The 25,733-nt window shown below is 51.3% G+C and carries 24 protein-coding genes; 9 read left to right on the plus strand and 15 right to left on the minus strand.

Features of this window, described 5'->3' with window-relative positions:
- Positions 1-94 precede the first annotated feature (94 nt).
- The gene (locus UM181_06645; GenBank protein ID WQC64278.1) at positions 95-1,312 is read right to left on the minus strand and encodes an ROK family transcriptional regulator; all 1,218 of its coding nucleotides are present in this window, start codon (positions 1,310-1,312) and stop codon (positions 95-97) included.
- 223 nt (positions 1,313-1,535) lie between these two features.
- Here UM181_06645 and UM181_06650 point away from each other — a divergent pair, with 223 nt between their 5' ends.
- From UM181_06650 to UM181_06665, 4 genes are all read left to right on the plus strand, one after another.
- Positions 1,536-2,573 (plus strand): sugar ABC transporter substrate-binding protein, encoded by a 1,038-nt coding sequence (locus UM181_06650; GenBank protein ID WQC64279.1) that lies wholly within the window; start codon positions 1,536-1,538, stop codon positions 2,571-2,573.
- 128 nt (positions 2,574-2,701) lie between these two features.
- A complete protein-coding gene (locus tag UM181_06655) occupies positions 2,702-3,760 on the plus strand; it encodes an ABC transporter permease (protein ID WQC64280.1) in 1,059 nt (352 codons plus the stop codon).
- Positions 3,760-4,539 (plus strand): ATP-binding cassette domain-containing protein, encoded by a 780-nt coding sequence (locus tag UM181_06660; GenBank protein ID WQC64281.1) that lies wholly within the window; start codon positions 3,760-3,762, stop codon positions 4,537-4,539. Before UM181_06655 ends, UM181_06660 begins: the two co-directional genes overlap by 1 nt.
- Entirely contained in the window at positions 4,526-5,176 is a 651-nt protein-coding gene (locus tag UM181_06665) for a nucleoside triphosphate hydrolase (protein WQC64282.1), read from the plus strand. Before UM181_06660 ends, UM181_06665 begins: the two co-directional genes overlap by 14 nt.
- A gap of 27 nt (positions 5,177-5,203) precedes the next feature.
- Here the strand turns inward: UM181_06665 and UM181_06670 are convergent, their stop codons facing one another.
- From UM181_06670 to UM181_06680, 3 genes are all read right to left on the minus strand, one after another.
- Positions 5,204-6,220 carry a hydroxyacid dehydrogenase gene (locus UM181_06670; GenBank protein WQC64283.1) on the minus strand — a complete coding sequence of 339 codons (1,017 nt, stop codon included), beginning with the start codon at positions 6,218-6,220 and terminating at the stop codon, positions 5,204-5,206.
- 410 nt (positions 6,221-6,630) lie between these two features.
- The gene (locus UM181_06675; GenBank protein WQC64284.1) at positions 6,631-7,677 is read right to left on the minus strand and encodes a glutathione S-transferase C-terminal domain-containing protein; all 1,047 of its coding nucleotides are present in this window, start codon (positions 7,675-7,677) and stop codon (positions 6,631-6,633) included.
- A gap of 44 nt (positions 7,678-7,721) precedes the next feature.
- Positions 7,722-8,462: a hypothetical protein gene (locus tag UM181_06680; GenBank protein WQC64285.1), complete on the minus strand. Its 741-nt coding sequence runs from the start codon at positions 8,460-8,462 to the stop codon at positions 7,722-7,724.
- A gap of 226 nt (positions 8,463-8,688) precedes the next feature.
- Here UM181_06680 and UM181_06685 point away from each other — a divergent pair, with 226 nt between their 5' ends.
- Entirely contained in the window at positions 8,689-9,573 is an 885-nt protein-coding gene (locus UM181_06685; protein ID WQC64286.1) for a LysR family transcriptional regulator, read from the plus strand.
- Positions 9,574-9,775: 202 nt separating this feature from the next.
- Here the strand turns inward: UM181_06685 and UM181_06690 are convergent, their stop codons facing one another.
- Together UM181_06690 and UM181_06695 are read right to left on the minus strand one after the other, a co-directional pair.
- Positions 9,776-10,459: a hypothetical protein gene (locus UM181_06690; GenBank protein ID WQC64287.1), complete on the minus strand. Its 684-nt coding sequence runs from the start codon at positions 10,457-10,459 to the stop codon at positions 9,776-9,778.
- Positions 10,437-10,730 (minus strand): hypothetical protein, encoded by a 294-nt coding sequence (locus tag UM181_06695; protein ID WQC64288.1) that lies wholly within the window; start codon positions 10,728-10,730, stop codon positions 10,437-10,439. Before UM181_06695 ends, UM181_06690 begins: the two co-directional genes overlap by 23 nt.
- Before the next feature lie 137 nt (positions 10,731-10,867).
- Between UM181_06695 and UM181_06700 the strand changes: the two genes are divergently transcribed.
- The gene (locus tag UM181_06700) at positions 10,868-11,371 is read left to right on the plus strand and encodes a hypothetical protein (GenBank protein ID WQC64289.1); all 504 of its coding nucleotides are present in this window, start codon (positions 10,868-10,870) and stop codon (positions 11,369-11,371) included.
- Between the two features lie 11 nt (positions 11,372-11,382).
- Entirely contained in the window at positions 11,383-11,808 is a 426-nt protein-coding gene (locus UM181_06705) for a hypothetical protein (GenBank protein ID WQC64290.1), read from the plus strand.
- A gap of 112 nt (positions 11,809-11,920) precedes the next feature.
- On the opposite strand, the gene UM181_06710 is transcribed toward UM181_06705, so the two are convergent.
- Positions 11,921-12,547, minus strand: coding sequence for a hypothetical protein (locus tag UM181_06710; protein WQC64291.1), 627 nt, complete (start codon positions 12,545-12,547; stop codon positions 11,921-11,923).
- Positions 12,548-12,863: 316 nt separating this feature from the next.
- On the opposite strand from UM181_06710, the gene UM181_06715 reads away from it, so the two are divergent.
- Positions 12,864-14,159, plus strand: a complete 1,296-nt coding sequence (locus UM181_06715; GenBank protein WQC64292.1) for an FAD-binding oxidoreductase — start codon at positions 12,864-12,866, stop codon at positions 14,157-14,159.
- 108 nt (positions 14,160-14,267) lie between these two features.
- On the opposite strand, the gene UM181_06720 is transcribed toward UM181_06715, so the two are convergent.
- The gene (locus tag UM181_06720; protein ID WQC64293.1) at positions 14,268-14,861 is read right to left on the minus strand and encodes a TetR/AcrR family transcriptional regulator; all 594 of its coding nucleotides are present in this window, start codon (positions 14,859-14,861) and stop codon (positions 14,268-14,270) included.
- A 102-nt stretch (positions 14,862-14,963) separates the two neighbouring features.
- Here UM181_06720 and UM181_06725 point away from each other — a divergent pair, with 102 nt between their 5' ends.
- A complete protein-coding gene (locus UM181_06725; GenBank protein ID WQC64294.1) occupies positions 14,964-15,986 on the plus strand; it encodes an alpha/beta hydrolase in 1,023 nt (340 codons plus the stop codon).
- 450 nt (positions 15,987-16,436) lie between these two features.
- On the opposite strand, the gene UM181_06730 is transcribed toward UM181_06725, so the two are convergent.
- The 7 genes from UM181_06730 to UM181_06760 all read right to left on the minus strand — a co-directional run bounded on the left by UM181_06730 (position 16,437) and on the right by UM181_06760 (position 25,399).
- The gene (locus tag UM181_06730; GenBank protein WQC64295.1) at positions 16,437-17,000 is read right to left on the minus strand and encodes a sarcosine oxidase subunit gamma; all 564 of its coding nucleotides are present in this window, start codon (positions 16,998-17,000) and stop codon (positions 16,437-16,439) included.
- The gene (locus UM181_06735) at positions 16,993-19,950 is read right to left on the minus strand and encodes a sarcosine oxidase subunit alpha family protein (GenBank protein ID WQC64296.1); all 2,958 of its coding nucleotides are present in this window, start codon (positions 19,948-19,950) and stop codon (positions 16,993-16,995) included. Before UM181_06735 ends, UM181_06730 begins: the two co-directional genes overlap by 8 nt.
- Complete coding sequence (locus tag UM181_06740; protein WQC64297.1) at positions 19,947-20,231, minus strand: sarcosine oxidase subunit delta; 285 nt, start codon at positions 20,229-20,231, stop codon at positions 19,947-19,949. The genes UM181_06735 and UM181_06740 overlap by 4 nt, the downstream gene beginning before the upstream one ends.
- A gap of 11 nt (positions 20,232-20,242) precedes the next feature.
- Complete coding sequence (locus UM181_06745) at positions 20,243-21,514, minus strand: sarcosine oxidase subunit beta family protein (GenBank protein ID WQC64298.1); 1,272 nt, start codon at positions 21,512-21,514, stop codon at positions 20,243-20,245.
- 4 nt (positions 21,515-21,518) lie between these two features.
- Positions 21,519-22,220, minus strand: a complete 702-nt coding sequence (locus UM181_06750; GenBank protein ID WQC64299.1) for an arylmalonate decarboxylase — start codon at positions 22,218-22,220, stop codon at positions 21,519-21,521.
- Positions 22,221-22,312: 92 nt separating this feature from the next.
- Positions 22,313-23,455, minus strand: coding sequence for a Xaa-Pro peptidase family protein (locus UM181_06755; GenBank protein ID WQC64300.1), 1,143 nt, complete (start codon positions 23,453-23,455; stop codon positions 22,313-22,315).
- A 1,185-nt stretch (positions 23,456-24,640) separates the two neighbouring features.
- On the minus strand, positions 24,641-25,399 hold the full coding sequence (locus UM181_06760; protein ID WQC64301.1) for a sulfite exporter TauE/SafE family protein: 759 nt from the start codon (positions 25,397-25,399) through the stop codon (positions 24,641-24,643).
- Between the last annotated feature and the right edge of the window lie 334 nt (positions 25,400-25,733).

Genomic DNA, 25,733 nt, shown 5'->3' on the forward strand with positions numbered 1-25,733 from the left:
GTTTCCCGCCGTTTGGGTTATGCCTTACCTCATGTGCTGCAAAAACTCTTATAGAAGCGTTTGCTTTGCCTCAGGTGCTTTCAGAGCAGTTGTATCAGTGATTCACAAAGCCATGGCGGTCTATAAGAAAGCGATCCGACAGCGGCAAACTGGCGCCACCAAGGGCTCTTGCATCGCTGCCAATGGTGCCTGCTCGGGCTGTGGGCAGGTCGATCCCGGGCGCAACAACGCCTTGGAGCTTTGCATTGACGCCAGCCACGATCCGCGCGCGAATATCCTCTGGTAACCACCCTTCGACCATCACGCATTCGAAATCTATGATACAAGAGGCGGCGATAATCCCTTCAACCAATGCCGATACGGTTGCAGTGATCCATGTGTCGACCAGCGCCGGATCAATATCCCAATTCTGGGTGTTTTCCCAAATTGTTTCCGCTATGCCGCCCGCTTCAATTACGGCCTGTTCTAAACGTACAAGCGAGGCAAGATCCATCAACGAGATTGTTGTGCCATTGCTTTTGCGGATCGGCAACGGGCCCATTGCAGCGGCATTTCCAGTTTTGCCTGTATAAAGCGAATCGTCCAAAACCAGACCGCCGCCAATGAAAAAGCCAATGAAAAAATATAAAAAATCACGCGGGCGGTCTTGAGCGCCAAAAACCAGCTCTGCACCGCAGGCTGCGGAGGCATCGTTTTGAAGATAGATTGGAAAATCCCATTTCTGTGAAATTTTTTCGGCAATATCTTCGGTTTTCCAATCTTCCATATCTTTGGGGTCAAGGCCCAATGCTTTCGCCCATTCCCAGAGGCGAAATGGAATGGCAATGCCAAGCCCCGCGACGCGATCGCGCTCTTCATTGGTGAGGTTGTTAAGTAACCTTTCGATTGCCATATGCGTGAATTCGATCACAGCAGCGGGTGAGGGATAACTGTGCCGCTTGTTGATCCGCGCGCGGATCGCGCCGGTAAAATCAGTGATAACCAAATCCAAACTGCGCCGCCCGACTTTGAGCCCCAGAAAAAATGCGCCTTCTTTATTCAGTGACATTGGCACAGAGGGCTGGCCAATTTTGCCTCGAATCGGTGTTTCTTTTTGTAATAATTTATCGGCTTCAAGCGCGCGGGTGATCACCGAAACGGTTTGCGCAGATAAACCCGTAGCGCGGGCGATCTCGGCTTTCGCCATCGGGCCGTTTTGTCGGATCAATGTCAGCACAAGACGCTCATTATAAGCGCGCACTTTGGTTTGATTCGATCCGCGGGCATAGTGGTTATTGCCGCTATAAGTCGATGTTAAATCGGCCGTTTTCATTTTTCTTAAGCAACCAATCCCTTTATCTCTATATATTATTCTTAAAGCTTTGTTTCTCGAACTGCAATTTTTAAACTTAAATAAGAGTGATTTAATTATTGACAGTCCGTCAGAATCATTGTCCTTTTACATCAGATTGGAAGGTCTGATCTGTCGGTCTTATGGAGTGAATCATTCATATGGGGTGATCCATGGGGTCTGATAATATTTTTGGGAGAAAAGTATGAAACACACATTGAACAAAGCGCTTAAAACCGCGTGTGCCGCCTCTGCATTAGCCTTGGCCTCTAGCGTCGCCTTTGCAGGCGGGCATGGTATTTCGGCTTGCCTGATCACCAAAACGGATACGAACCCGTTTTTTGTGAAGATGAAAGAAGGTGCCACCGCAAAAGCCGAAGAGCTTGGCATTACTTTAAAATCCTATGCCGGTAAAATTGATGGGGATCACCAAAGCCAAGTGGCGGCGATTGAAACCTGTATCGCGGATGGCGCAAAAGGTATTTTGATCACAGCCTCGGACACCAAAGCCATCGTGGGCCCCGTGGCGCAGGCGCGTGACGCTGGTTTGCTGGTTATTGCGCTGGACACACCGCTTGAGCCGATGGATGCGGCGGATGCGACTTTTGCAACAGATAACTTCCTAGCCGGTGAATTGATCGGCAAATGGGCCGCTGCGGCTTTAGGTGCTGATGCGGCAAATGCCAAAATCGGTATGTTGGACCTGGCTGTGAGCCAGCCTTCTGTTGGCGTTTTGCGCGATCAAGGTTTCTTGCAAGGTTTCGGAATCGATTTGGGTGACCCCAATAAATGGGGGGATGAAACTGATAGCCGGATCGTTGGCAATGATGTAACAGCCGGCAATGAAGAAGGTGGCCGCAAAGCCATGGAAAACCTATTGGCAAAAGATCCGATGATCAATGTTGTCTATACGATCAACGAACCAGCCGCATCCGGTGCCTATGAGGCGCTAAAAGCGATTGGCCGTGAAAACGATGTTTTGATCGTGTCTGTCGATGGCGGTTGCCCGGGTATTGCGGATGTTAAAGCCGGTGTCATTGGCGCCACCTCGCAGCAATATCCATTGTTGATGGCCTCATTGGGTGTTGAAGCGATTAAACAATGGGCCGATGATGGATCCAAGCCCTCTCCGACTCCGGGTAAGAACTTTTTTGATACCGGGGTATCTTTGGTGACCGATAAGCCTGCTGCCGGTGTTGAGTCGATCGACACGGCTAAGGGCACAGATCTGTGCTGGGGATAAGATCGCTAGAAACATCAAAGCTGGATCTTTAGCGATATCTTTGTAAACTTTGCCATGGGCGGTGCGTGCATCGTCCATGGCTTAATAAAATTATGCCATAACCAAAATGGCAATTCGGGGGCAAAGCGGTGTCAATCAGCGAAGAAAAAGGCCTTGGGCTAGATCCCACTGCAGAGGAAGTTTCGGCGTTTATCGAAGAAGAAACGTTGTCTGATAGGGTTCGCTTATGGCTGAGGCAAACGCCGGCTGCGGTTCCATTGGTGGTTTTGCTCTGTTCTCTGGCAATCTTTGGGTTACTGCTTGGTGGTAAGTTCTTTTCCCCTTTCGCGCTGACATTGATTTTACAACAGGTTGCGATTGTTGGCATCGTTGCGCTTGCCCAATCTTTGGTGATTTTGACCGCTGGTATTGATCTTTCTGTTGGCGCGATCATGGTTTTTTCATCGGTGATCATGGGGCAATTTACGTTTCGCTACGGGTTACCGCCGGAAATCGCTCTGATTTGTGGCTTGGCGGCGGGCACGTTAATGGGGGCGATCAACGGCGTGTTGGTGGCAATCATGCGTTTGCCTCCCTTTATCGTAACCTTGGGCACATGGCAGATTTTTCTAGCGTCGAATTTCATTTATTCCGCCAATGAAACGATCCGCGGCGCTGATATTGCCGAACGCGCGCCGATTTTCCAATTCATGGGCAACAAGTTTAAAATTTATGGCGCGGTATTTACCTATGGCGTGATTTTGATGATCGTGCTGGCGATCATTTTGGCCTATGTGCTGCGCCATACGGCTTGGGGGCGGCATGTTTATGCTGTGGGAGATGATCCGGATGCTGCGGAATTGTCAGGTGTTCGAACCAAACGGGTTTTGATCTCTGTCTATATGCTGTCGGGGTTTATTTGCGCCACGGCCGGGTGGGTCTTGGTGGGGCGGATCGGTTCTGTCTCTCCAACATCGGGTCAGTTCGCGAATATTGAGGCGATCACCGCGGTGGTGATCGGGGGTATTTCCTTGTTCGGGGGAAGAGGTTCGATTTTAGGCGCGCTTTGCGGCGCCTTGATTGTTGGCGTCTTTTCCTTAGGGCTCAGAATGATTGGTACGGATCCGCAATGGACCTATTTGTTGATTGGATTGTTGATCATCGTGGCGGTTGCGCTTGATCAATGGATCAGAAAGGTGGCGGTCTGATGGAACCAATTTTATATGCGCGCAACGCTGTAAAGCGATATGGTCGGGTGGTTGCGCTGGATCATTGCGATTTTGATTTATATCCGGGTGAGGTTTTGGGCGTTATCGGGGATAATGGCGCGGGAAAATCCACGCTGATCAAAGCGTTGTCTGGCGCCATTCAACTAGACACGGGTGACATCCATTTTGAAACCAAAAAGATGCATTTCAGCAACCCGCTTGAGGCGCGTTCTGCGGGCATTGAAACGGTCTATCAAAACCTGGCCTTATCGCCTGCATTGTCAATTTCAGATAATATGTTTTTAGGCCGTGAAATTCGCAGAAAAGGCTTGATGGGCAAGCTTTTTTGCAAGCTTGACCACGCCGAAATGGAGCGGCAATCCAAGCAAATGCTTGCGGATTTAGGCCTGTTGACGATCCAAAATATTGGTCAGACGGTTGAAACCCTGTCGGGTGGGCAGCGCCAGGGCATCGCCGTGGCGCGCGCCACCGCCTTTGGATCGCGGGTGATTATCATGGATGAGCCTACCGCGGCGCTTGGGGTCAAAGAATCCCGTCGGGTGCTTGATTTGATTAAGGATGTGCGCGAACGCGGCATATCGATTGTTTTGATTTCGCATAATATGCCGCATGTGTTTGAAGTGGCTGATCGCATCCATATCCACCGATTGGGCAAGCGCCTCTGCGTTATTGATCCCAAAGAATATGAAATGTCAGAAGCTGTGGCGATGATGACCGGGGCGATGAAGCCAAAAGACTCGGGCGATGTTGCTGAGTGACGAAACGTTCACCCTTTTCAGGCGCAAGCTTGAAACCCTAACCTCGGCAGACCGTAAGATTATCGCCATTTCTGGGCCACCGGGCTCTGGCAAGTCAACGTTTGCCGATGCGCTCTGCGCGCGGTTCAACCAAGAGCGCGATGCGCAATGTCAAATCATCCCGATGGATGGCTGGCATTACAATAACGCGGTGCTCAGCGCATTGGGGCTGCAGGCGCGCAAAGGCGCCCCCGCCAGCTTCAACATAGAGGGTTTAACCAATCTTCTGAGCCGTGTGAAAGAGGCTAGCAGCGATATCGCGGTACCGCTTTTTGACCGCGATTTGGATCTCTCGCTTGCCTCAGCGCGAATTATTTCACGCAAAACTGAAATCATTTTGGTTGAGGGCAATTATCTGCTGTTGGATCAGCCCGGTTGGCAAGATTTACGCCCTTGTTTTGATCTTACTGCGATGCTTGACGTACCCATGGATATTCTTAAACAGCGCCTGCTGGCGCGGTGGGGGAACCTATCAAAAGAAGCGGCGCAAGAAAAGGTAACGGCCAATGACCTGCCAAATGCACGATTGGTGTTAGACAATTCCGTATCTGCCGATCTAATAGTGGGAAACTCTTTTGAAGCCGAGCTGCGCCTCTAAACAATCTGGACTCTTGGCCCGATCAGGTTAATTTTCCGAAACGGGCTTGCTTTGCATTTTGCTTGCGGTTTCCCGTTGCGCGCGCTTGCACACCAGCGGTGGAAGGCCCCGATCCAAAAGCTGTAAGTCTTCCCAGACCATTTCCCCCATATCTTCAAAACATTGCTGCAAGGCGCCGGCGCGATGCGCAGATTTTAAAAACCCGGGAAGCTGACGCACGGGATGATCTGCGGGCATAGGTTCAAGCGGCCATACATCGCTTGCGGCGGTGATATGACCCTTTTCAACCGCGTTGATCAGCGCAGGGAAATCAATCACTTCGGCGCGGCTGAGCAAAACCAAACTGCTGCCTTGGGGCATGCGTGCGATAAGGTCGGCGTTTATAAAATGTTGGTTCTCAGTCGTGACCGCAGCTAACACAAAGATCATATCTGAGCTGTCGAAGATATCTTCTAAAGAGCTGGGCGTGCCGATCCCCGATAAGAAAGAGTTGGGAAGCCAAGGATCGTATATTTTTATCTGTGGTTTGAAACCGGTCAAAATTGTCGCCAAAGCCTTGCCCAGATCCCCAAATCCAATCATGCCAACCCTGCTGTTGAACAACAGTTTTGCTTGCGGATTGCCTTCGAGCCCCCATTTTTCGGTGCCGTTCTCAAAGGTTTGATGCGCGGCGGTAATTTGTCGGCTGAGGTCGAGCGCAAGGCCAAGGGCCAATTCGGCAACAGGCTGCGCGAAAACCGCACCCGTAGTGACAACATGAATCCCGCGCTCAAATAGCGTGTCATAGGGCATGTTATCCATCAAATTTGATTCAACGTTGAAAATGCATTTCAGCTGTTTCAGCTGCTCGAGCAGAAGATGGTCAAGCGGGGGTTGGCCGATGATATAACGGACCTGCGCGAGCACTTGTGGCGAAAGGTTTGCAATCTCATCTTCAGAAACCTCGATCACCTCATAGCTATCGCGCAGTTGTGCAAGGCGCTTTGCCGTAAAGATCAGCTCTAAAGACCGTGGATGCGGTGCGGAAAGGATGGTTGGTTTCATATCTGTTAATGTCCTTTTGCAAACGGCGGGCTTAAGAGGAATAAAACTCTATATATCTCAACTAATCAAATGCTTATCTCCTTGATTGGTCGATAAAAGAGCCAGTTTGATCTGCGGGCGCCAACGGATTTCGGGTTCTTCTTGAAATTACTTATACTGGCAGCATGGCGGGCAAAGCTGGTCAGCCCTGATGATCTTACGGAACGGATCCTTACGCGTCTATCGTAACTGTCATTCTATCGCCGCAGAGGACTATTGCACGCTCGCGCGCCAATATGGCTGATAAGATCTTATCACGCGCTGCCTGCTGAAAAAATAAGTTGGCCCCAGCGCGTTGGATTTTGATTTTTGGGGGCCGAAAAAGCCCAAGCCGGTACTGGTGGCCGTGGGTTTCACTGCTGTCTTGTGCTCTATTTAGATTTGGCTGACTTTGCCAGTTCCGGATGATGATAGGCCTCTGGATAGGGCCTTGGCTGGCGGGGGCCAAGCGGGATAACGCCATTCCATGAGCGCCCGAAATAGCCTTGCAGGCAAAGCGTCAAAGATCCGCTTTCTGCCACTCCTGGCAGCGCATAAACGCGACAGAGCCATCGCCACAGATCTGGGTAATGGAATATTTTCGCACCATTCAGCTTCATGCGAAGATAATAGACGGGGTCGTGGCGATATAGGGTTGGGAATAGCTTTAAATCAGCTTCGGTAAACGCCTCACCGGTCAGGTAGGCGCGGCCATCCTGCAACAGCGCGTTTAACTCTTCCAGCATATTGAAATATTTATGAAAGGCCGCCTCATAGACCGATTGATCAGAGGAGAAACCTGCCTTGTAAGCACCATTATTGACCGCGTCGTAAATACGGCCATTCAGCGCGTCAATTTGGGATCTTAAGCCTTGATCGGCAGGGTAGAGATCGATGCGCTCTGCATCGGCAAGGCGACTGCCCAGCGCGGCTGCGTTCTGGCCCATCATTCTTACAATCTCGGCGCTTTCGTTCGAAACGATGCTTTGACTGTGCTTGTCATAAAGCACGGGTACAGAGCGTTCTTGTGATCCTTCTTTGGCATAGATATTTTTAAGAAGTCGAAAATTTTGCCCTGTCGCGGTTTCCTGTGTGCAATCTGGTAGCGTAGCTTGGCTGATCGAGGCAATCCGCTCTGGTGCGAATTGCCAGTGGTTTGGCCCCTCGGGGTCAGCCTCATCGGTGCGGTTTGGAAAGGCCACGTCAAGCGTGATGCTATGCTGCAGACCTAAGAGATTGCGCGCCAAAGTCACGCGATGGCTCCAGGGGCAATTCAACGCCACGTAAAGATGATAGCGGTGCGCTTCAGCGGGAAAGGCGGCACTGCCCAGCGCGCTTCGGAACTGGCTAACACCGCGCATAAATTCCCCCTTGGCGCGCCGAGCAGCCGCATTGGTTTGGGATTCTTCAACCGAGCGATCCGGGTTTTGCCTACGCATGTATAGATCCTTTTTATATGGTAACGCCGTCACGAGGCGGGGCGTTACAGGCTTTGGGCTTTCTTGATCAATGCCTGTCTTTCTTCGCTGCTGCTCAAATCGACCCCCCGCGCCAGCAGCCCCTCTTTCAGATCAGCATCAGACAAGGCTTCAATTGCCGTATCCGTCATATTCATAAAATTTATTTTTCGCCTAACTGCTGGGTTTGTTGGGCCAAAGAGATGACTGGCCTGAAAACCAAATTCAGCCGCATATTTAGACATAAAATACTGCAAGAATGTGTTGATACTCGGGCGAATGCGTGGGTCATAATTTATCTGCGCATCGCAGGCCTGCAATGTTTCAATCATCAGTTTTGTCCAGCGTGCTGCGCCCTCGTTGGTCATCAGCTGGAAAGCATTATGCTGATGATGAAAGTTGAGCCTGAACTCAGCCCCGTGATAATGAAAGCCGCCACCCATCACATCAATCCACATCGCCGATTGGGTTCTGACATGGTGGGCTGCGTCGCCAACACGGGCGAAAACATCGCGAAACCAAGCCTCATCTTCATAGACGCGGCGGTAAAAATCATGGACGATGCGCAGAATACGCGTTTGGCCCATAACGGAAAATAATTGCCAAAATTGGATCGGTTTTGAACGATCTTCTGCGGCAACCAAAGAAATAATCTGCGGCATACGATGGGCTTGCGCGGGAAGCGTGTTTTGCGTGATGGCATAAGCGATATAGCTGCGCTGTATCGTTTCAGTCATGTAACCGGCGCTTGGGGAATAGTGCGTCATTGGGGTGTTTCTGTCTCTCTAGGTTCATCGGCAATCATAAAAGTAATTTTTTCAGTATATTAGCCGATTTCGTTCGAAATTTTAGAACCTATAGGGCTAAATATTATCCGATCCGTTTTTGTATCAATGGGAATATAAACTGGCAAGTTGTGCCAAATCTGCCATGTTCTTACATTAAGAATAAGGTGTTAAAAAACGGGCAGGGTGGTCTAAAAAGGAGAACAAAATGGGGCAAATGGAAGATTTGCGTCTGTTCACGGTGATTGTCGAAAATCACAGCATTTCAAAAGCAGCGGATCGGCTCAATATTGCAAAATCAGCGGTCAGCCGGCGATTACACCTTTTGGAAGACCGCTATTCAGCAAAGTTGATTGATCGTGCACCGGGGCGCTGGAACGTGACTGAAACGGGCCGCGAATTATACCAGAGGGCTTTGCGAGCGGTTCATGATTTTGAAGAAATCGAAACTGATTTCAGCAGCACGCATGCGGCTATATCTGGGCCGCTTTCGGTATCTTTGCCGCGGGAATTCGGGATCTCCTTTCTTAAAGAAGCTTTGATGGGCTTCATAGAGAAATATCCTGAAATTCAATTGACGGTCGATTTCGACGATCAACTGGTTGACCTTGAACGCGATAATTACGATTTTGCCATTCGTATCACACCCCAATTGAACCAAGCCCTTGTTGCCGAGAAAATTGGAATTATGCGGCATCATATTTGTGCTTCGGCTGCGTATTTGGCCAAATGGGGCAAGCCAAATAATCTGCAGGCTTTGCAAGAGCATCAGCTGCTTCATTTTGGCGCCGCTAAGCGCGGAAGATGGCCATTGATTTCTACGGCCACGCGCAAAACATATCCGATTGAGTTTACGCCAGCGTTGAACAGCAATAGCGGAGATTTTTTGTTGCATGTGGCGCTTCAAGGCCAGGGCATCGCCAATTTGCCCGATTTCATCTTAAAAGATAATTTGCAGACGGGCGCGCTTGTTCCGATTTTGCCCGCGTTTAGTATGCCAGAATTTTTTATCTATCTGATCCGTTCAGACAAGCGCCGGATGAACCGGCGCATGCGTTTATTTGCGCAGGAGATGACATTGGCCTGCCTTTGATCACTCTGGTATTTGGAAGCGCGCTTTGAAAGATGCGTTAAAAAATCTATGATCTGCGCCTTTGATGACAATCTGTATGTCTTGCAGCTTTGCTGATCCAGATGCCTCACCCTTAAATTCATTCAAAATGAACTGATATATCCCGTCTGAGGGCGAGTGTTATTTACCGGCGTCTAAAGTCTAACATCTGCCAGCAGGTACGTCAGTTGATCACAATATTATTTTTGGACACTTTGATCTGGTAGCCTTTGCCCGGAATATTTTGAATGAGATGCTGCGCGACAATCTGATTTCCGATATTGTCGCGCAGCCTTTTGATCCGCATCACGCCCGCGGCATCCTCACAATTGGCGGCGTTTTTCCTCGAAACCAAAATTTCAACATCTAAGCCGGATAGAAAATCACCGTCTAATGTCGCTTCTAAAAGCACGCTTAACGTTTCCATGCTGCCTTTGGTTAAGTGCAGCCAATCGCCATTTATTTTTACCGAATTTTCGGCTCGGCTCAGCTCGATCCCATTCACCTGCAGTGCGCTGTTTTTCAGCGCAACGAATTGCTGCCGCAGATGTATGTTGGACATCAAAGAGCCAAAACTTATCACCATCATAGAAATTGTGATGATAACCAGCGTGAAAATAATGCTTGAATAGAGGCTGATCGAACTTTCAAAAAGGCTGCCCGATGAGGCTAAAACTTCCAGCAGTTTGATTTCTGTTTGGGTTGAAAAATCATTTTCCAAAAAAACCTTCTCAATATTTTCATTGAAAACGCGTGGATCTGGTACCGACCATATTATCAGGGCCAACGCGCTGATTATCAAAAGCAATATGATCGCGGCGCCCCAAAGGATAAGGGTTTGCGGCTTAATATTTAAGAAAGAACTCACCCAAATCATTTTTGAACTTCACTCCGTCAATTTCAGGATATTGTTTGACTATCTGCATCAATTTCCAACCGTTTTGCGCTAGCCTGTCCGACAGCTGCGTTTGGTGCGGCCCTGAGCTACAGGTATCATTAATTTTTATCATCCCCAAATGCAGTTGAAGCGGGGCGGTTTTTTTGGCTTTATATAGGTAATAGCATTCGCCTGATGCAAGCGCTGCGGATCCACCTATACAGATCCCAAAAGCCAAAGCTGAGATAATCATTTTGGTCATAGCAAACATCCTTAGCGTGTAGGGTCTGCTAAAGTTGACCAAATTCGCCGCGTTATTCAATAACAAATGGCGGTTTTTGGATAACATGATCTTTTATTGTTTTCTGTCATCAATCAGAAACAAGATTGGAGATTATGATGAAAAATATATTGGGTGCGGCTTTGCTTGCAACGTTAAGTCCGGCGTTTTTGAGCGCTGAAAGCTATGCAACGGTTATTAAGATCAAGCCGAATTACCAGACAAAAACACTATCGGAACCGCAGCGCCGCTGTCAGAATGTGGAGGTGCCAATCTATGGAACCTCGCAAACCAGAGGCGCCAGCTCAAGCGATGTTTTGGGTGGTATGATTATCGGAGGTCTTCTGGGTGGAACCGTTTCTGGAAAAGACAGGGGCGCTGCAGCTGGCGCCGTGATCGGGGGCCTGATGGCGGCAGATCAGGGCCAGCAGACAAAGCGGGTTATCGTGGGGTATAGGTCAGAGCAGCAATGTAATCTCGTTCAGGTTAATACTGAGCAGTCGCATATAAAAAACTACCGCATTACCTATGAGTGGAACGGTATTCGCGGCAAAAGTTATACCTACAACAACTATCGTATCGGCGATCAAATTCCAATCAATGTGAGTATCAGCGCAAAGTGAGGGAGGGCTTATTGCTGGTAAAGCGGCGTGTTGCAAAGCTTGTAATTTTTTATGAGGGGTTTTCTGGCAGCTATACTGAATTGCGCCGCCTAACGCCAAGCCCGCCACCTATCAAAAACATTGAAAAGCGTGGGGTGTATCGGCACCCCGCGCTTTTTCTTGCGTTGGAGGGTAAGAAGATGGATCAGATCTGTGAAACCCCCTACACAGATTTCCGGTTTTGTGCTATTTTAAGCTTTGGAGGAAGCTTTATGAACCCTGTGTCTCAAACCACCTCAGCCCAACTGGCAGCTGCGTTAAAAGAGGCTCAGCGCCTAGATAGCGTTGAAGAAAAAGACAAAAAGAAGGTCTCGCCAGTGCCCGATATTGCAAAAGCTATCGTGGTTTCCATAAGCGCAGATGCCAAACAGCGCTTGCTGGATGATATGCTAAAATAAGCCAGCTCTCTGCCTCACGGTGGCGCATATGAAAAGGGGATCATTCCCTGCCCATATGCCAGCCGGCTGATCAAGAGGAACCTTCCTTCGCCGTTTAGACGCCCGATTTTATTTATTTGAGCGTTGCCATCATCCACGCTCGGTCAAGCGTTCCCAATTGCGAGGCTTTGACAAGCATGTCCTGAAACTCTTTTGACACGCCCACTTCATCCACCGCCTTTCCAAGCGTTGTGATATCGCGCCCCGAATAAACGATATAAAACCGTTGCATATCTGCAGCGATAACGGGGGCCCACATGTTTACGTCGACGCTATGACCGCTTAGCATTTTTTGAGCTTCGGGCAGCAGCGCAACCGCGCCCGTGATGTTTTCGCGCGGCAACACATATTCACGCACCATGGACGCTTCATTGTCATCTGCCCCATTTTCGCCCGCAACCCGCCTAAATAATTCTGGCCCAACAACCTCTGCCGAGGGCGATAATTCGCGTTCGAGCATCAATTTGGCCCAAGCTGGATCACCCATCAGATTTTGGCCCACAGTCATACTGTGCTCCATCGATTCAAAGGCCGTGTGCAAAAGCAGCGTTCCGGGGCTATAATAACCACCCAGCACTTGCTGCGTCCAAGCCGCCAAAGCGCCATTGCGCATCATAATGCCGGCTGCATTGCGCAGGCGATCGGCTGCGATTTCGCGTTTGCCGGTGAATGGCAGGCTTATTCTTCTTGATAAAAACATAGGTCCCTCCCAAATAGATCTACCCGATTAGGTTAAAAGCAGATCTGTGCATTTGGCTATTAAAATATGATTTTGAGATATATTTCTTCAGCCTAGCTTTTTATTGCGCAGATATATGCCCTAAAAATGGGCTTATTGGTTTGTGCGGGGCGCGCATAATTTAGAATTTTTTTGCGGGTTTATTGGATTTATCGCGCGCAACCCTCTGCCATTGGGATTTTGCGTTGCACTGTTCACACATGGTTGCGCTACTGCGGTTTTGCTTGACTTTCGCCTCCTGTCATTTTGGTGTGTTTTCAGCACGGTGAGGCATATTATGAAACACAGTCCGTTTTGGTGGGAAATTGAGCAGGGGCTCTGGCAGGCGTCTGGCGAGGTGAACCTGCCTTTAGAGGCTGATTATGTGATTGTGGGCGCGGGCTATACGGGGCTTTCTGCTGCCCTAACGATCGCTCGGCAGGGGCATTCAGTGCGGGTGCTGGACAGCGGCGTGCCTGGCTTTGCAGCCTCTACGCGCAATGGTGGGATTTGCAGTGGTCAAATCAGGCTATCGCATAGCGCTCTCAGCGCAAAAAGCGGAGTAGATTATGCGGATGCGGTTTATGCCGAAGGTATCGAAGCCCGGCTTGATCTTGCCAAATTTTGTGCCGAAGAACAGATTGAATGCGATCTGCAGATGACGGGTCGCTTTACCGGTGCAATGAGTTCAAAAGACTATGAAAATCAGTGCCGCGAAGCGGATAGGCTAAACACAATAGATGGCCATAAGGCGTTTATGGTGCCAAAATCTGACCAGCAGAGTGAAATTAAAACGGATTTGTTTTTTGGCGGCATGGTGCGTGAAGAAATCGGCGGGTTTCATCCCGGTAAATTTTTTGCAGGCCTTTTGAAGGCTGCGCAAGCTGCGGGGGCGGTCATTCACGCACAAACCTGCGTTGAAGAGATTACCGGCACGTCTTCAGGCAAGAAAACTGTAGTGACGAATAGGGGCAACGTTATCGGCGGAAAGGTGATTATTGCCACCAACGCTTATACGGGTACCAAATATCAGTTTGGTAAATTTCTGCGTCGTCGTCTTGTGCCTGCGCAAAGTTGTATTATCGTGACAGAAGCGTTGGGCACGGAAACGGTGAAAGATCTGATGCCAAAATTGCGGATGTATGGAAATACGGCGAAACTGTATAGTTATTTCAGGCCTACGCCCGCGCGCGATCGTATTCTTTTGGGGTCGCGTAGCTTTGATAGGCACAGGCCCAGCGCGCGGTCAGTGGCGTATCTCCACCAGAAGCTGGCACAAATTTTTCCAGAGCTTTCAGGCTGTTCTATCGCATATTGCTGGCTGGGAAATGTAGGGTTTACGCGGGCCGAATTACCTGCGCTTTTTGAAAGTGACGGTATTTTTTATGCAGCTGGCTATGCTGGGTCTGGAACGGTTTGGGCGCGCTGGCTGGGGAAAAAAATTGCCTCAACCGCGATGGGTACGGGCAATCAACCTAGTGCATTTTGGGGTCCACCCCCGCCACGGATCCCGTTATATGATGGCAATCCCTGGTTTTTACCCGCGATGCATCGGTATTTTGGCTTCAAAGATTGGATCAAACGCAGGTCATAGTTGGGGGATCTGTGCCGCGCCCCAGTGCAGATATTGTTTGCCATACTTACATTCAACTTCAGCTGACTAGATTGTGTAGGGGGCAATTGGTGATGTTTTGCGGTGGTTTTAGTTTTGGCCATCCTGTTCGATTATTGGCAGGATATCCAGAATTGATAGGCCTTTCATATTGTCTTTCTTGAAACGCCCTGCCGTGACCAATTGCGCATAGCCATGCACAAGGCTCCACATTGCAACTTGGCCCTTTCCCGTTTTGTCGTCTAGCGATCCGTGATGCCATCCAAGCTCAGCCGAACAATCTGCCAATATCACAAAACAGGCTCTGACCTGTTGTAGCAGGTCGGGATCATCCTGCACCAAACGGTCCCGCGAGAACATCAAATCATAGAGCGCGGGATTGGCTTGCGCGAAGGCGACATAGCCCAAAAGCGCCTGGTCTCGCCGTCGCTTGCGATCAGCGTTTGTGTTGGCATCTGCCGTCATCTTCACTGCGAGCTCTGCATATCCTGTTGTAACCATGGCTGTTAATAAGCCCGCTATATTGCCAAAATGGTTTTTGGGAGCTGCATGGCTGACGCCCACTTTTTCGGCGCATTTGCGCAGAGATAATCCTCCAAGACCGTCGCGTTCAAGCAGGTCACGGGCGGCCTTAAGAAAGGCTTCTTTGAGGTTGCCATGGTGATATTTGCGGGCAGCGTCCATTAGCTTTCCTATGATTATATTTACAGTGTAAATTTTAAATTGACACTCTACAAGCCACCTATTACCCATATTGACAGTGTCAATATTTCCGGAGTGTAAGGAATGAAAAAAATATTCATCTGGGTGTTGTCGGGGTTCACAGCTTTTATCGGCGTTGCGGCGTTTATATGGTTTGCAAATCCGTTTGATCTGAGAGACCGGGTGCTGGTCAGCCAGATTGTGAAAATGCGCGTGGCCCCCAAGCGTTTAGCAATTCCCAAAACCCCCAGCGATTATGCGATGCTCTATAGCGATGTCGATATTTTTACCAAGGATAATATTCGGCTGAGCGCGTGGGAAATACCAAGCCCGACCCCATCGGATAAGACGGTGATCGTGAACCATCCACTGACAACCACGCGCTATGGTTCAGATACCGGGCTTGACGGTGTTGCCGCGGAATTTCTGCCTATGGTGAAACATTTGCATGACGCCAATTACAACATCGTCATGTATGATCATCGCGGTCAAGGCGAAAGCGATGGTGGCCTCGGCGCAGAGGCGATCGGCAGCGAAGCACTGGTTGGCGCGGGGGTCACTGAGTGGCAGGATGTTGCCGCCTCTTTGCGTTATGTGCTTGCGCATCCGCAGTTTGGCGATGATGATATTTTATTTCTCAGCCAATGTATGGGTGCCAATGCAACTTTTCTGGCCTGGAAAAAAGAACCAGACTTGTTTTCGAACCCGCAAATTAAAGGGTTAATCGCCAACCAACCGACATTGTCTTACAATATGACTGATCGCTTCATTCGCGCCAAAACCGGATTGGATCTGGTTGGGCGTGTGCTGGACGCGCAGCGAGAAGAATTCGGGTTTGGATTTGCCGAAGCGCTTGATTATGTTCCAAGTCTTACGGTGCCCGTGCTCTATGCGCAGGTGAAAAATGACGTTTACACGTTCAACCAAAAGACCGGGCAGAACGATATTCAAGAAATTATCGATGCAACGCCAACGGCGCATAGCATCGTTTGGATTGGCCCCGATCAAGACACGCCGTTTGGTACAGGCCAACGGTTTGATGGGTACCAGTATTTCAATACGCATCCAGATGCGTTGCTTGCATTTCTTTCTGAACAAACGCGCTAACACCTATAAAATTGGCCTCGCCTTTCGGGCGAGGCGGCCCAGCAGATTTGTGCCATAGCGTCTCTGCGGCGGCTTTGAATATTCCAGTATCATAGACTCATTGGCCCGGTTCCTTGCGCCGGACTGTAAAGACCAGACCGCTCAAAACGCATGCGCAAAAGTTTTTGCTTTGATCTGCACGGCGCATATGGCGCAAATGGTCACTCAAGCAGCCCAGCGCTCTTTACCGGCGCGAACGCGTTGACACGGCTTCCACCCATATCTCATCCAACTTCGGGTGATCGGTTATCGCAATAAGGTTTTTCCTCCAAAGGTAATGGGGTTAAGAGATATTCATTTATACAGGCGCAAGCGTGCTGGCGCGGAACGACATATATGCCCTTTAAGAGTGTATTTAAGCCCTTTGGCGTGCAGGCTGACCTGCCCGTATTTGATGTGATTATCCGCCACTCAGTTGACTGCTACACCATATTGCTTCGCCGTTTCAGTCACGAGCTCCCAGAGTGACAGGGCAAAACTGCGCGGAATGAGCAGAGAATATGCACCTGCTTCGCGCCAAAGCGTAATGCCAACATGGTGCAGAGCGGTTGAGGCCACCGCCCCCGTCGCAAAGGCGCTTTCGCGCAAATCAATCGGCAGAAAATGGTTGAGCAATGTCGGGGTTTTATCGCCACTCAAGCGCAGCCAAGTTCGCGAATGCGATAGGTCCAAAACCGTGCCCAATTGACGATCTATGTCAGGCAAGTGCATATTTTCCCGCTCTGAGATCACCCACCACTTCAAAGGTTCTACGCGCAGCAAATGTTGCCCGCCACCAGTCAGCGATCGTCCAGGGCGCGCCACCGCGCTGCACCCGGCGGCTGTCGCGGCCAGGTGTCCAACCCGATCCAGCCTATCCGGCCAAGCAGAGATTTGTATCAGTGAAAAGGGATGAACCTCGTGCAAACGAATCTGCGGCGTTGCCGCTGCCGCCAATTGCGCGCGATTATTTAAGGCTGATAGGGGGCTAGTCATGCATCCGCTCTCCCGTCGGGTCAAACATATGCGGTGAAACAATTTCAACCGCTATATCATTTTTACGCAGCGGGTCGGTTGCTGTAACCGGCTTATCGGCCCAAAGGCGTTGCCCCCCCGAAATATAACCCAGCCCGATCCAATGCCCCAAAGCGGGGGAATGGGTTACGGCCGTTACCCATCCTTCGCCAAACCCCTCCTCATCGCTGGGGCTGATTAAAAGCGCGCCTGCATTAAAGTTTTGCGACCGGTTTTTGGGAAAAATACCAACCAATTGGGGGCGGTTTTCGCGGTTTAACTCGGGGCGCTGGCGCAGTGCATCGCCGATGAATGCTTTTTTGCGTGAGGCCATTTTACCCAAACCGGCATCATCCAGCGTCACGCGGCCGTCAAGCTCCGCTCCGGTCACATGGCCTTTTTCGATGCGCAGCGTGCCAAGCGCTTCTAACCCGTAGAGGCATCCATCGGCGGCCTTCGCGGCACCGTCGATCAGATCCATCATCGCCTCGCCATATCCAGCCTCGACAAAAACCTCAAAGGCCAATTCGCCGGAAAAGCTGATCCGCGCGATCCAAGCCGAAATACCCCCTTTTAACGCAGCTTTAGTAACGCCCATGAAAGGCAGGTGCTCCGCCGAAATAACGGCTGCGTCGATCAGGCAATCGGCAATCACTTGCCGCGCTTTGGGGCCGGCAACAGACACCGCAGCCCATTGATCTGAAACAGAGGTCAGATGCACGCGCAATTCGGGCCAGCGCGTTTGCAGCAGCTCTTCCAGCCAGACCATGACTTTACCAGCATTCGTGGTGGTCGTTGTCATTAAATAGTCATCTTCACCAAGCCGCCAAGTGGTGCCGTCATCCATCACCATCCCATCATCGCGCAGCATCACGCCATAACGGGCCTTGCCTACGGGCAGTTTGCCAAAGCCGTTCACGTAAACGCGGTTCAAAAACTCGCCACTATCCGGCCCTTGCACGGCAATTTTTCCAAGCGAGCTGACATCGCAAACCCCTGCGGTTTCGCGCACGCGACCCGCCTCGCGGATATAGGCGGTTTCAATGGTTTCGCCGGCTTTGGGAAAGTACCAAGGCCGGTGCCACAGGCCTGCATCGGTCATGATCGCACCGCGCTTGAGGTTCCAGTTATGCAGTGGCGTTCGGCGCAACGCTTTAAAATGGGCGCCCACCTGCCGCCCTGCAAAAGCGCCTATCGCGACGGGGGTATAGGGGGGGCGAAACCGCGTTGTGCCGACCTCGGGTATGGTTTTTCCCAGAGCTTCGGCCATCAAAGCAAGCCCGATCACATTGCCCATCTTGCCTTGGTCCGTGGCCATGCCAAGCGTTGTATACCGCTTCATATGCTCGACAGAAACAAACCCCTCTTGATGCGCCAACCGTAGATCTGAGCTGGTAACATCATGCTGAAAATCCACAAATGATTTTGCGTTCTGTTCTGGCAGGCGCACTTCATAAATAGGCTGAATGGGGTTTTCCCACCCGCCGGGTTTGGGAGGATGCGCAGGCTCTCCCAGCGCAGATTGTGCGGCAGCAACCCCCGAAGCTTCACAAGCTGCGTGTTGCCAGATCCCGCAGGCCGCACCAGCAGAGAACAGCGGCTCTGTTGCGGGTGTTGGTAAGAAACAGGCATTTTCTGAGTTCCAGCCCGGTGCCGCGCCGCGGTTGGAGGATAGGTTTACCACCGGTGACCAGCCCCCCGATACCAAAAGCAAATCGCAATCTAATTTTTGCGCGGCGTGCCAGACTGTTTCGTCGCGTTCAGCCAATTGCACGGCGGACAGGTTTTTCCTGCCAAAGGTTTGCAAGGGTGCATATCCTTTATCGTGGCGCAACCCATCCGGCAAAGACGGTGTGTTGGTGGCACGTGCATCCACCAGGGTGACTTCAGCGCCAGCTTTAGAGAGATCTCGGGCTGCGCGGTACGCGCTGTCATTATTGGTTGCGATTACAATCCGCTGCCCGGGTAAAATCCCGTAGCGGTTGAGATAGGCGCGGCCAGCATTCACCGACATCACGCCCGGGCGATCATTACCGCCAAAGGCGATGCTCCGTTCAATCGCTCCGGTGGCCAATATCGTGGCCTGTGCCCGCACGGTCCAAATCCGTTGTCTGGGCTGATACCGGGCAGGTGGGCCTTGATGGTCATTCACCTTTTCAAGCAGGCCCGCCGTTCCGTGATCATAAAGGCCGAAGGCTGTGGTCCGAGTCATTATGCGAAGACCGGCTTTTTGTACGGATTGAATCAGCGATTGGCGCCGCGCTTCGGATGTGTCATCTGCGCAGTTAAGAAGATCTCCGCCCAGTTCAAAATCTTGTTCCACCAAAAGCACGTCTTTGCCCGCCTTGGCGGCGGTCAGCGCCGCTATTAATCCTGCCGGGCCGGCGCCAATAACCAATATATCGCAAAACGCATGCGCGTGATCATACGCATCTGGATCGGCGGCGCGCGAGGCTGTTCCCATACCCGCGGCTTTGCGGATCAGCTTTTCATATTTCATCCAGATACCGGTGCCGCGCCCCCATTCAAAGGGCGGCAACCCCATGAAGGTTTTATAATAGAAGCCCGCGGCGAAAAATCGGCTGAACAGCCCCGAAACCGCGCCAAAATCATGGCGCACATTGGGCCATGCATTCTGGCCATAGGCTTCAAGCCCGGCATAAAGCTCTTGCAGCGTGGCTTTGGCATTTGGCTCTGCCCGATTGCCGCTGCCCAGCGTGACTATCGCGCCGGATTCTTCGACGCCCGCGGACATCACGCCGCGCGGGCGGTGATATTTAAAACTGCGCCCCAAAACGCGCTGCCCGTTCGCCATCAGTGCAGAGGCCAGCGTATCGCCCTGAAATCCCTGCAATTCCTGGCCATCCCAGGTAAATTTCACCGGCTTAGAGCGATCAATCCGACCGCCGGTTGCAAGACGGCGCGCGCTCATTGATCGCTCTCCAGCGCAGCGGCCATGCCAGGATGGGCGGGCGTAACCGAGTGAATTTCATGCGTCATCGTATCCCGTTCAACCCGCAACCACATGCGGCAACCCTGCAGATGCTGCCAAGTTTCGGTTTGCACACCGCAGAGATTATCGCGCAGGAATACCGCTTCATGCCAGTCTGTCATCGGGGCATCCAAGGCAGGATAGACAATGGATCCATCGCCGCCATAGCTGAATTCGCTGTGATCGCGGGTGCCGCAAAAAGGGCAGGGAATTCGGATCATGCGTTGCTTCCTTATCCGTGTAACTTGGGGTCTGATCCAGCCCCGCGTTCATCAATATGCAGCCCGCGTTCAAAGCGTTTTAGATCAAAATCGCGGATCATTTTATGGGGGCGGTCTTGGGCAATCAAATCGGCAAACCACCACCCTGAGGCTGGGGTTGCTTTGAACCCGCCATAATTCCAACCTGCGTTCAGATAGAGGTTGTCGAGCGGCGTTTTGCAGATGAAATGTGTACCATCCATCGACATATCGACCACGCCGGCCCATTGCCGCAGCAGCTTAACCCGCCCCAAACAAGGCAAGATCGACATCGCCGCTTCGGTCACATCCTGCACAATCGGCAGATTGCCGCGCTGCGCATAGGATTTATACCAGTCAAGGTCGCCTCCGAAGACCATTCCGCCCTTATCCGATTGCGAAATATAAAAATGCGCCCCGCCTATCCCGAACACCACAACTTGATCTAAAAGCGGTTTCAGCGGCTCGCTTACAAAGGCCTGCAATTTATGAGTTTCGATTGGCAATCCGCCCAGACCGGCCATTTGCCACAGGCGTGAGGTGCTTCCGGCCACCGCCAAAGCCACTTTGCCAGCGCGGATCGTGCCGCGCGTGGTTTCCAGCGCGGTGACGTTTGAGCCCGCGCGGGTGATCCCGGTTACCTCGCAATTTTGAATGATATCAACGCCTCGGCTATCCGCGCCGCGTGCATAGCCCCAGGCCACAGCGTCATGGCGCGCGGTTCCGGCGCGTTTATGCACCGCCGCCCCTAAGATTGGAAACCGCGCATTATCGGTATAATTTAGATGCGGAATGGCTTTCTTAAGCGACTCTAATCCCCATAATTCTACATCCGGTGCGCCGGTTCTGCGCATAATATTGTAATTGCGTGCAACCGCATCAATTGCGCCCGGGCTGTGCAAAAGGGTGATATGCGAGCGCTGCGAGAACATCACGTTATAATTCAATTCAAAACTCAGGTTTTCCCAAAGTTTCAGCGAATCTTCATAGAATTCCCGATTTCCCGGCCGCGCGTAATTTGAGCGTACAATTGTTGTGTTCCGTCCGGCATTTCCGCCACCGATCCAGCCTTTTTCAAGAACCGCAATATTTTTAAGTTTGTGGTTTTCTGCCAGATAATAAGCCGTGGCAAGGCCGTGCAACCCACCGCCGACAATCACAATATCATAGTGTTTTTTAACATCCGGATCACGCCATTGGCGGGCCCAGCCTTTTTGGCCTCTCATGCCTTCTTTAAATACGGTCCATGCGGAAAAGCGGGTCATAGCATCACATTGTTTGGGCCAGATGGGATCCGGCATATTGAAATATTTGCCCAAAACCGGGCAATTTGTCCATGATCCCGGCGCGCCGCAAGCAAGACCAGAATTGCGCTTGGTTTGATGTGATCACGGGTTTTCCGATCGCATCTTCTATCTCTTGTGCAACTTCCAAGGCCCGGATGCCGCCGCAGCTGAGAAAAACGGCATCGGCATCAGGGCGGTCCAGCTCTTGCGCAAATTGCTTCCAATAGGCGGGTGTCACTTGGCCAAATTCGATCCCGGTGGTGAGGTTCAGCCCCTGAATATCCAGAAGATCAAAGCCTTTTTGCAGCAAAAACTCGGCTTCTGAAGTGTTGATTTCATCCAGATAAGGGGTGCCCACCACAATTTTCTGAGCGCCAATTTCGCGCAAGGCATCCACCACGCCTGTTACAATGCACATGGGCTGGGCCCAAGGCGCGCCCCGTTTAATCTGGCGAAAAACATGTTCTTCGCCGCACACGATGGAGCCGGAGGTACAGCTATAGCTGATCACCTCTGGTTTGACATCAGGCTGAAGGCGCGCTGCGGCCTCGGCCATATGATCAATATGGCGCGCGAGCGTTTCCGTGGTGGTGTAATCCTCGGTTTTCAGGCGGGTGATGTGCACAGCCACGCCAGAGGGCACCATATCATAAAAATCGGCTTCGGCAGCAAGATCGGTCGACATTAGAATAAAGCCTAGTTTTGCCCGAGGATGGCGCCCTTTATTCAGCTCAGGCTGCCGTTTTTGTGAACACACGGTTTCGCCAGATCGAAACATTATAAAATCACATCCTGCACGGCTTTGGAATGCTGCGTCAACGGTTCCCAGCCATCCTCTGTCACGATCACGCTATCTCCAACTTGGGCCCTGAAGGTTTCAACTGAGACCGATCCATCAATCGCCAGAACCATACCGGGCTGGATAATCGTTTTATCTCCCGTCACAAGCTGCGGCGTTTCCAGAAAGCTGAAGCCGGTCGCGCGCCCACACCGGAAAGGATAGTCATAGCCGGCCTCTTGGATGACATTGGCATATTCGGCGTGAATGCTCTCTGCGGTGACGCCGGGACGCAGCGCGTTCAGCGCGGCTTTTTGGCTGGCCACCGCCACTTCATATACGGCGATTTGATCTTTTGGCGCATCGCCAATCCAGAAGGTGCGATCAAAACCCAGCTTGAAGCGATGAAAATTGGTCATACCGCAAAAACAGAGGAATACGGGATCACCCTTGTGCATAATCCGCGTTGAGGCGCGGTGGTGGGTTTTGATGATGGACTCGCCCGAAGCCATGATTTGCAGAAAATGGGTGTTGGGCGACATATCGGTATCGGCGTAATGCCGCGTCAGCAGATCTGCGGCTTTGCGCGTTCCCGCTTGCGAGGTTGCGATTGCCACTTCGAATTCTGGCACCCCATCTGCAATCGCGCCCCGCCCTGCCAGCATCATCGCGGTGGCCACTTCGCCTGCGTGGCGGGCAAGTTGCAGCTCTTCAGGCGATTTGATCATGCGCATGGCGCTGAGCAGAGCCGTTGCATTGCCTAATCTCTGCGTGTCAATCACTTCGCTCACATAGGCGCGCACCATCGGGGGCATATGATCCGGTTCGACGGCTATGGTTGTGGTGTTTCTGATCGCTTTGGGCAATTCTTCGCGCCATTCATTGCCCATCCCATCATTCCAAGGGGCAATTCGATCGACCTGGGCCGCCGATTGCGCGGCGTTTAAATCAATTGTTGGTGTGATTAAAACCACGGGGCCGTTTTGGGGAACGACCAATATGGTCGGGCGCCCAAATTCCATATGCAAATAATCATAATAGCCCGTGAGATAGTAAACATTATCCTCATCCGTTATAAATGCCAAATCAATATTTTTTTCCGCCAATTTATTTTGAAACAGAGTCAATCGGTTACGAAACATATGCGCATCCTTTTCAAGGCTGAGAGCAGGCGGGTTTTGACCGGTACTTATACCAGATTACGGCGATACGTTAATTACTGAAACGGTGGTTTGGAAGTAAAAAATTATCCTAAATTAGCATCGCTGACTTTTGAAGAAATCTCCAAATGCTGCTGAGATGCCGCTGGGGCAATCAAAGTCATCTTTATACCCACCCACGTCTAGCTAGCAGACGCTGATTTTAATCGGCGCTCTGCCCTATTTGTGCAATATTCGCGCAAAATTCTTGCTGGTTAACAGGAAACGCCCCATGGCCAGCGCCATTTGCAGTAGGATCATCCATTCTAGCGCCCGAGCCGCGCATAATTGCGCCGCGTAGTTGGCAACAGCCATGGCAGCTTAGGCTATGCCCCGTTTGCGCGCTGTTTGATCAACTTGATCGTCAAAGATCGCGCTCGCGTCCTGTTCTGCGCGCTGGGCGGAAAGCAGATCGCAGGCGCCAAGCGTGCGTATCTACGCCATTTCGAAGCAACCTATAGGCCACAAATGGGCTTGCGCCGACCTGATTTCGACTTTTTCGGGCTCGCCAAAATATCCAGACAGCCAAGGGATGATCAAACGATCTACTGCTCATTATACATTTAAAAATACGGTTTCACTTTCGCCGTTCAGATACGGATCAAAGTGGTTAGCATCGGCGCTAGCTTTTTGAACGATCAACGTTTGAACGCGTTTTTTTTTGGTTGGATCAAACAGAGCAGCGCGTCGCTGTAATTATCGTCATTTCTAAAATAAATCGCGGTAGTGATAGCGCGTGACATAATCCACAGGGGGCATCAGCGGCGTTTGTAGTTGGCCATCGCGCAGGCTGAGCGTGCCCGATCTTATGCCGCGCAGGTCAACGCGCCACTTTGTACGTTTGTGGCAAAGCGGCAAAACCCTAGAAGCAAAAGATGTGGGTTGGTTGCAGGCGCGCCAGCGAAGTTCTTTGCAGCCTCTGCTTTGAGCATTCCATCCTTCTCAACGCGGGCATTCTCAATACGGTTCTCTGCTATTTCTTTGCATTTATCTGGTTGGGTTGCCGCGCATAGTAAGCCCCTTATCGTTCAGATGCGCGTTGAGGCCTATGGGGTGCCTGCCAGACTGGGCCGGTCGCCAAAGCGTAAAGGATAATCTGGATCTGCGCAATTATTGCCCCTTTTGGGTTTAGCTCAAGCCGATGCGCATCCCATCCCATATCAATTTTAAAGAAATGATCATCAAGGCCCAAGTCACCAGTTTAAAGAAAAGCAATTCCGGAATGCGTTGCACCAGTTTAACGCCGATAAACACCGCGATTGACGCGGGCAGCATCAGATAGAATGACATGAAGACGCTATCTAGATTCACTTGCCCCAGCCACAGATAGGGGATCAGCTTGATCAGGTTGCAATAGCTGAACGCGATCACCGAAGTGCCTACGAAGATCGATTTTGGCAAGTTCAAAGGCAAAGTGAATATCTGCCAGGGCGGTCCGCCATTATGGCTGATAAAGCTGGTAAATCCCGCAATAGTGCACCAGAAATAGCCCGAAGCTTGGTGAATGGGCTGCGTGGCCTGAGCTTTTTGCTTGGGTTCCATAAGCAGTTTTAGGGCAAACACGGCCCCCATCAGGCCAATCAAGGCGGTTACCATCCATTCAATGACCAAATGCGCGGTTAAGCCGCCGATCAAAACGCCAAGGCTCATCGCGATTACGGCGATTTTAAGCACTTGCTTGTTGAAATCTCGCCGATAAGCGGCCAAAGCAAACACGTCGGACACGATATATACCGGCAATAATAAGCCCGCGGCGGCGATCGGCGACATGATCAGCGCCAAGCTTGGCACCGCTAAAGCCGCGACGACCGGCAAGCCACCCTTGCCAAGCCCGACAAACACCGCGGCTAAGGTGGCAAGGCTCCAAAATATCAGGCCGGATTCCATGCTAAAGATCCTGCGGGCCCGGATCAGGGTCAGCGCCGAGAGCTGATCTTATGGCCCCTGACGTAGGTGCCAAAAAAGATTGGATAAGATGCGGCGCGCGCATTGCGGGTAATCCCTATAATTTTGCGGTATTTTGGGCGGTGTAGCGTGTCTTTTGCATGCGGATTTGTGACCCGAAAATTGGTTGGAATGCAAGCTGCTTGATGCCATGCGCGGGAGGCGCGGGCTTTGGCTGCATTTGGGCTCCAAGATGATTCGCTTGGTCTGCCCCCCTGATGAAAAGTCACATTTTTGAACGCTGTTTCTTGCTGACTTTCTTCAAATTTGCATGAAT

It is taken from the genome of Alphaproteobacteria bacterium US3C007 (genome assembly GCA_034423775.1).
Taxonomy (GTDB): domain Bacteria; phylum Pseudomonadota; class Alphaproteobacteria; order Rhodobacterales; family Rhodobacteraceae; genus Thalassovivens; species Thalassovivens spotae.

Bases quoted from the DNA above. Each gene is read 5' to 3' on its own strand.
- UM181_06745 (WQC64298.1), bottom strand. From the start codon at position 21,514: ATGACCCGCTTTTCCGCATGGACCGTATTTAAAGAAGGCATGAGAGGC.
- UM181_06735 (WQC64296.1), bottom strand. From the start codon at position 19,950: ATGAGCGCGCGCCGTCTTGCAACCGGCGGTCGGATTGATCGCTCTAAG.
- UM181_06700 (WQC64289.1), top strand. From the start codon at position 10,868: ATGAAAAATATATTGGGTGCGGCTTTGCTTGCAACGTTAAGTCCGGCG.
- UM181_06675 (WQC64284.1), bottom strand. From the start codon at position 7,677: ATGCGTAGGCAAAACCCGGATCGCTCGGTTGAAGAATCCCAAACCAAT.
- UM181_06645 (WQC64278.1), bottom strand. From the start codon at position 1,312: ATGAAAACGGCCGATTTAACATCGACTTATAGCGGCAATAACCACTAT.
- UM181_06760 (WQC64301.1), bottom strand. From the start codon at position 25,399: ATGGAATCCGGCCTGATATTTTGGAGCCTTGCCACCTTAGCCGCGGTG.
- UM181_06660 (WQC64281.1), top strand. From the start codon at position 3,760: ATGGAACCAATTTTATATGCGCGCAACGCTGTAAAGCGATATGGTCGG.
- UM181_06665 (WQC64282.1), top strand. From the start codon at position 4,526: ATGTTGCTGAGTGACGAAACGTTCACCCTTTTCAGGCGCAAGCTTGAA.
- UM181_06750 (WQC64299.1), bottom strand. From the start codon at position 22,220: ATGTCGACCGATCTTGCTGCCGAAGCCGATTTTTATGATATGGTGCCC.
- UM181_06725 (WQC64294.1), top strand. From the start codon at position 14,964: ATGAAAAAAATATTCATCTGGGTGTTGTCGGGGTTCACAGCTTTTATC.
- UM181_06715 (WQC64292.1), top strand. From the start codon at position 12,864: ATGAAACACAGTCCGTTTTGGTGGGAAATTGAGCAGGGGCTCTGGCAG.
- UM181_06695 (WQC64288.1), bottom strand. From the start codon at position 10,730: ATGACCAAAATGATTATCTCAGCTTTGGCTTTTGGGATCTGTATAGGT.
- UM181_06730 (WQC64295.1), bottom strand. From the start codon at position 17,000: ATGACTAGCCCCCTATCAGCCTTAAATAATCGCGCGCAATTGGCGGCA.
- UM181_06685 (WQC64286.1), top strand. From the start codon at position 8,689: ATGGGGCAAATGGAAGATTTGCGTCTGTTCACGGTGATTGTCGAAAAT.
- UM181_06710 (WQC64291.1), bottom strand. From the start codon at position 12,547: ATGTTTTTATCAAGAAGAATAAGCCTGCCATTCACCGGCAAACGCGAA.
- UM181_06650 (WQC64279.1), top strand. From the start codon at position 1,536: ATGAAACACACATTGAACAAAGCGCTTAAAACCGCGTGTGCCGCCTCT.
- UM181_06720 (WQC64293.1), bottom strand. From the start codon at position 14,861: ATGGACGCTGCCCGCAAATATCACCATGGCAACCTCAAAGAAGCCTTT.
- UM181_06740 (WQC64297.1), bottom strand. From the start codon at position 20,231: ATGATCCGAATTCCCTGCCCTTTTTGCGGCACCCGCGATCACAGCGAA.
- UM181_06755 (WQC64300.1), bottom strand. From the start codon at position 23,455: ATGTTTCGTAACCGATTGACTCTGTTTCAAAATAAATTGGCGGAAAAA.
- UM181_06680 (WQC64285.1), bottom strand. From the start codon at position 8,462: ATGACGCACTATTCCCCAAGCGCCGGTTACATGACTGAAACGATACAG.
- UM181_06670 (WQC64283.1), bottom strand. From the start codon at position 6,220: ATGAAACCAACCATCCTTTCCGCACCGCATCCACGGTCTTTAGAGCTG.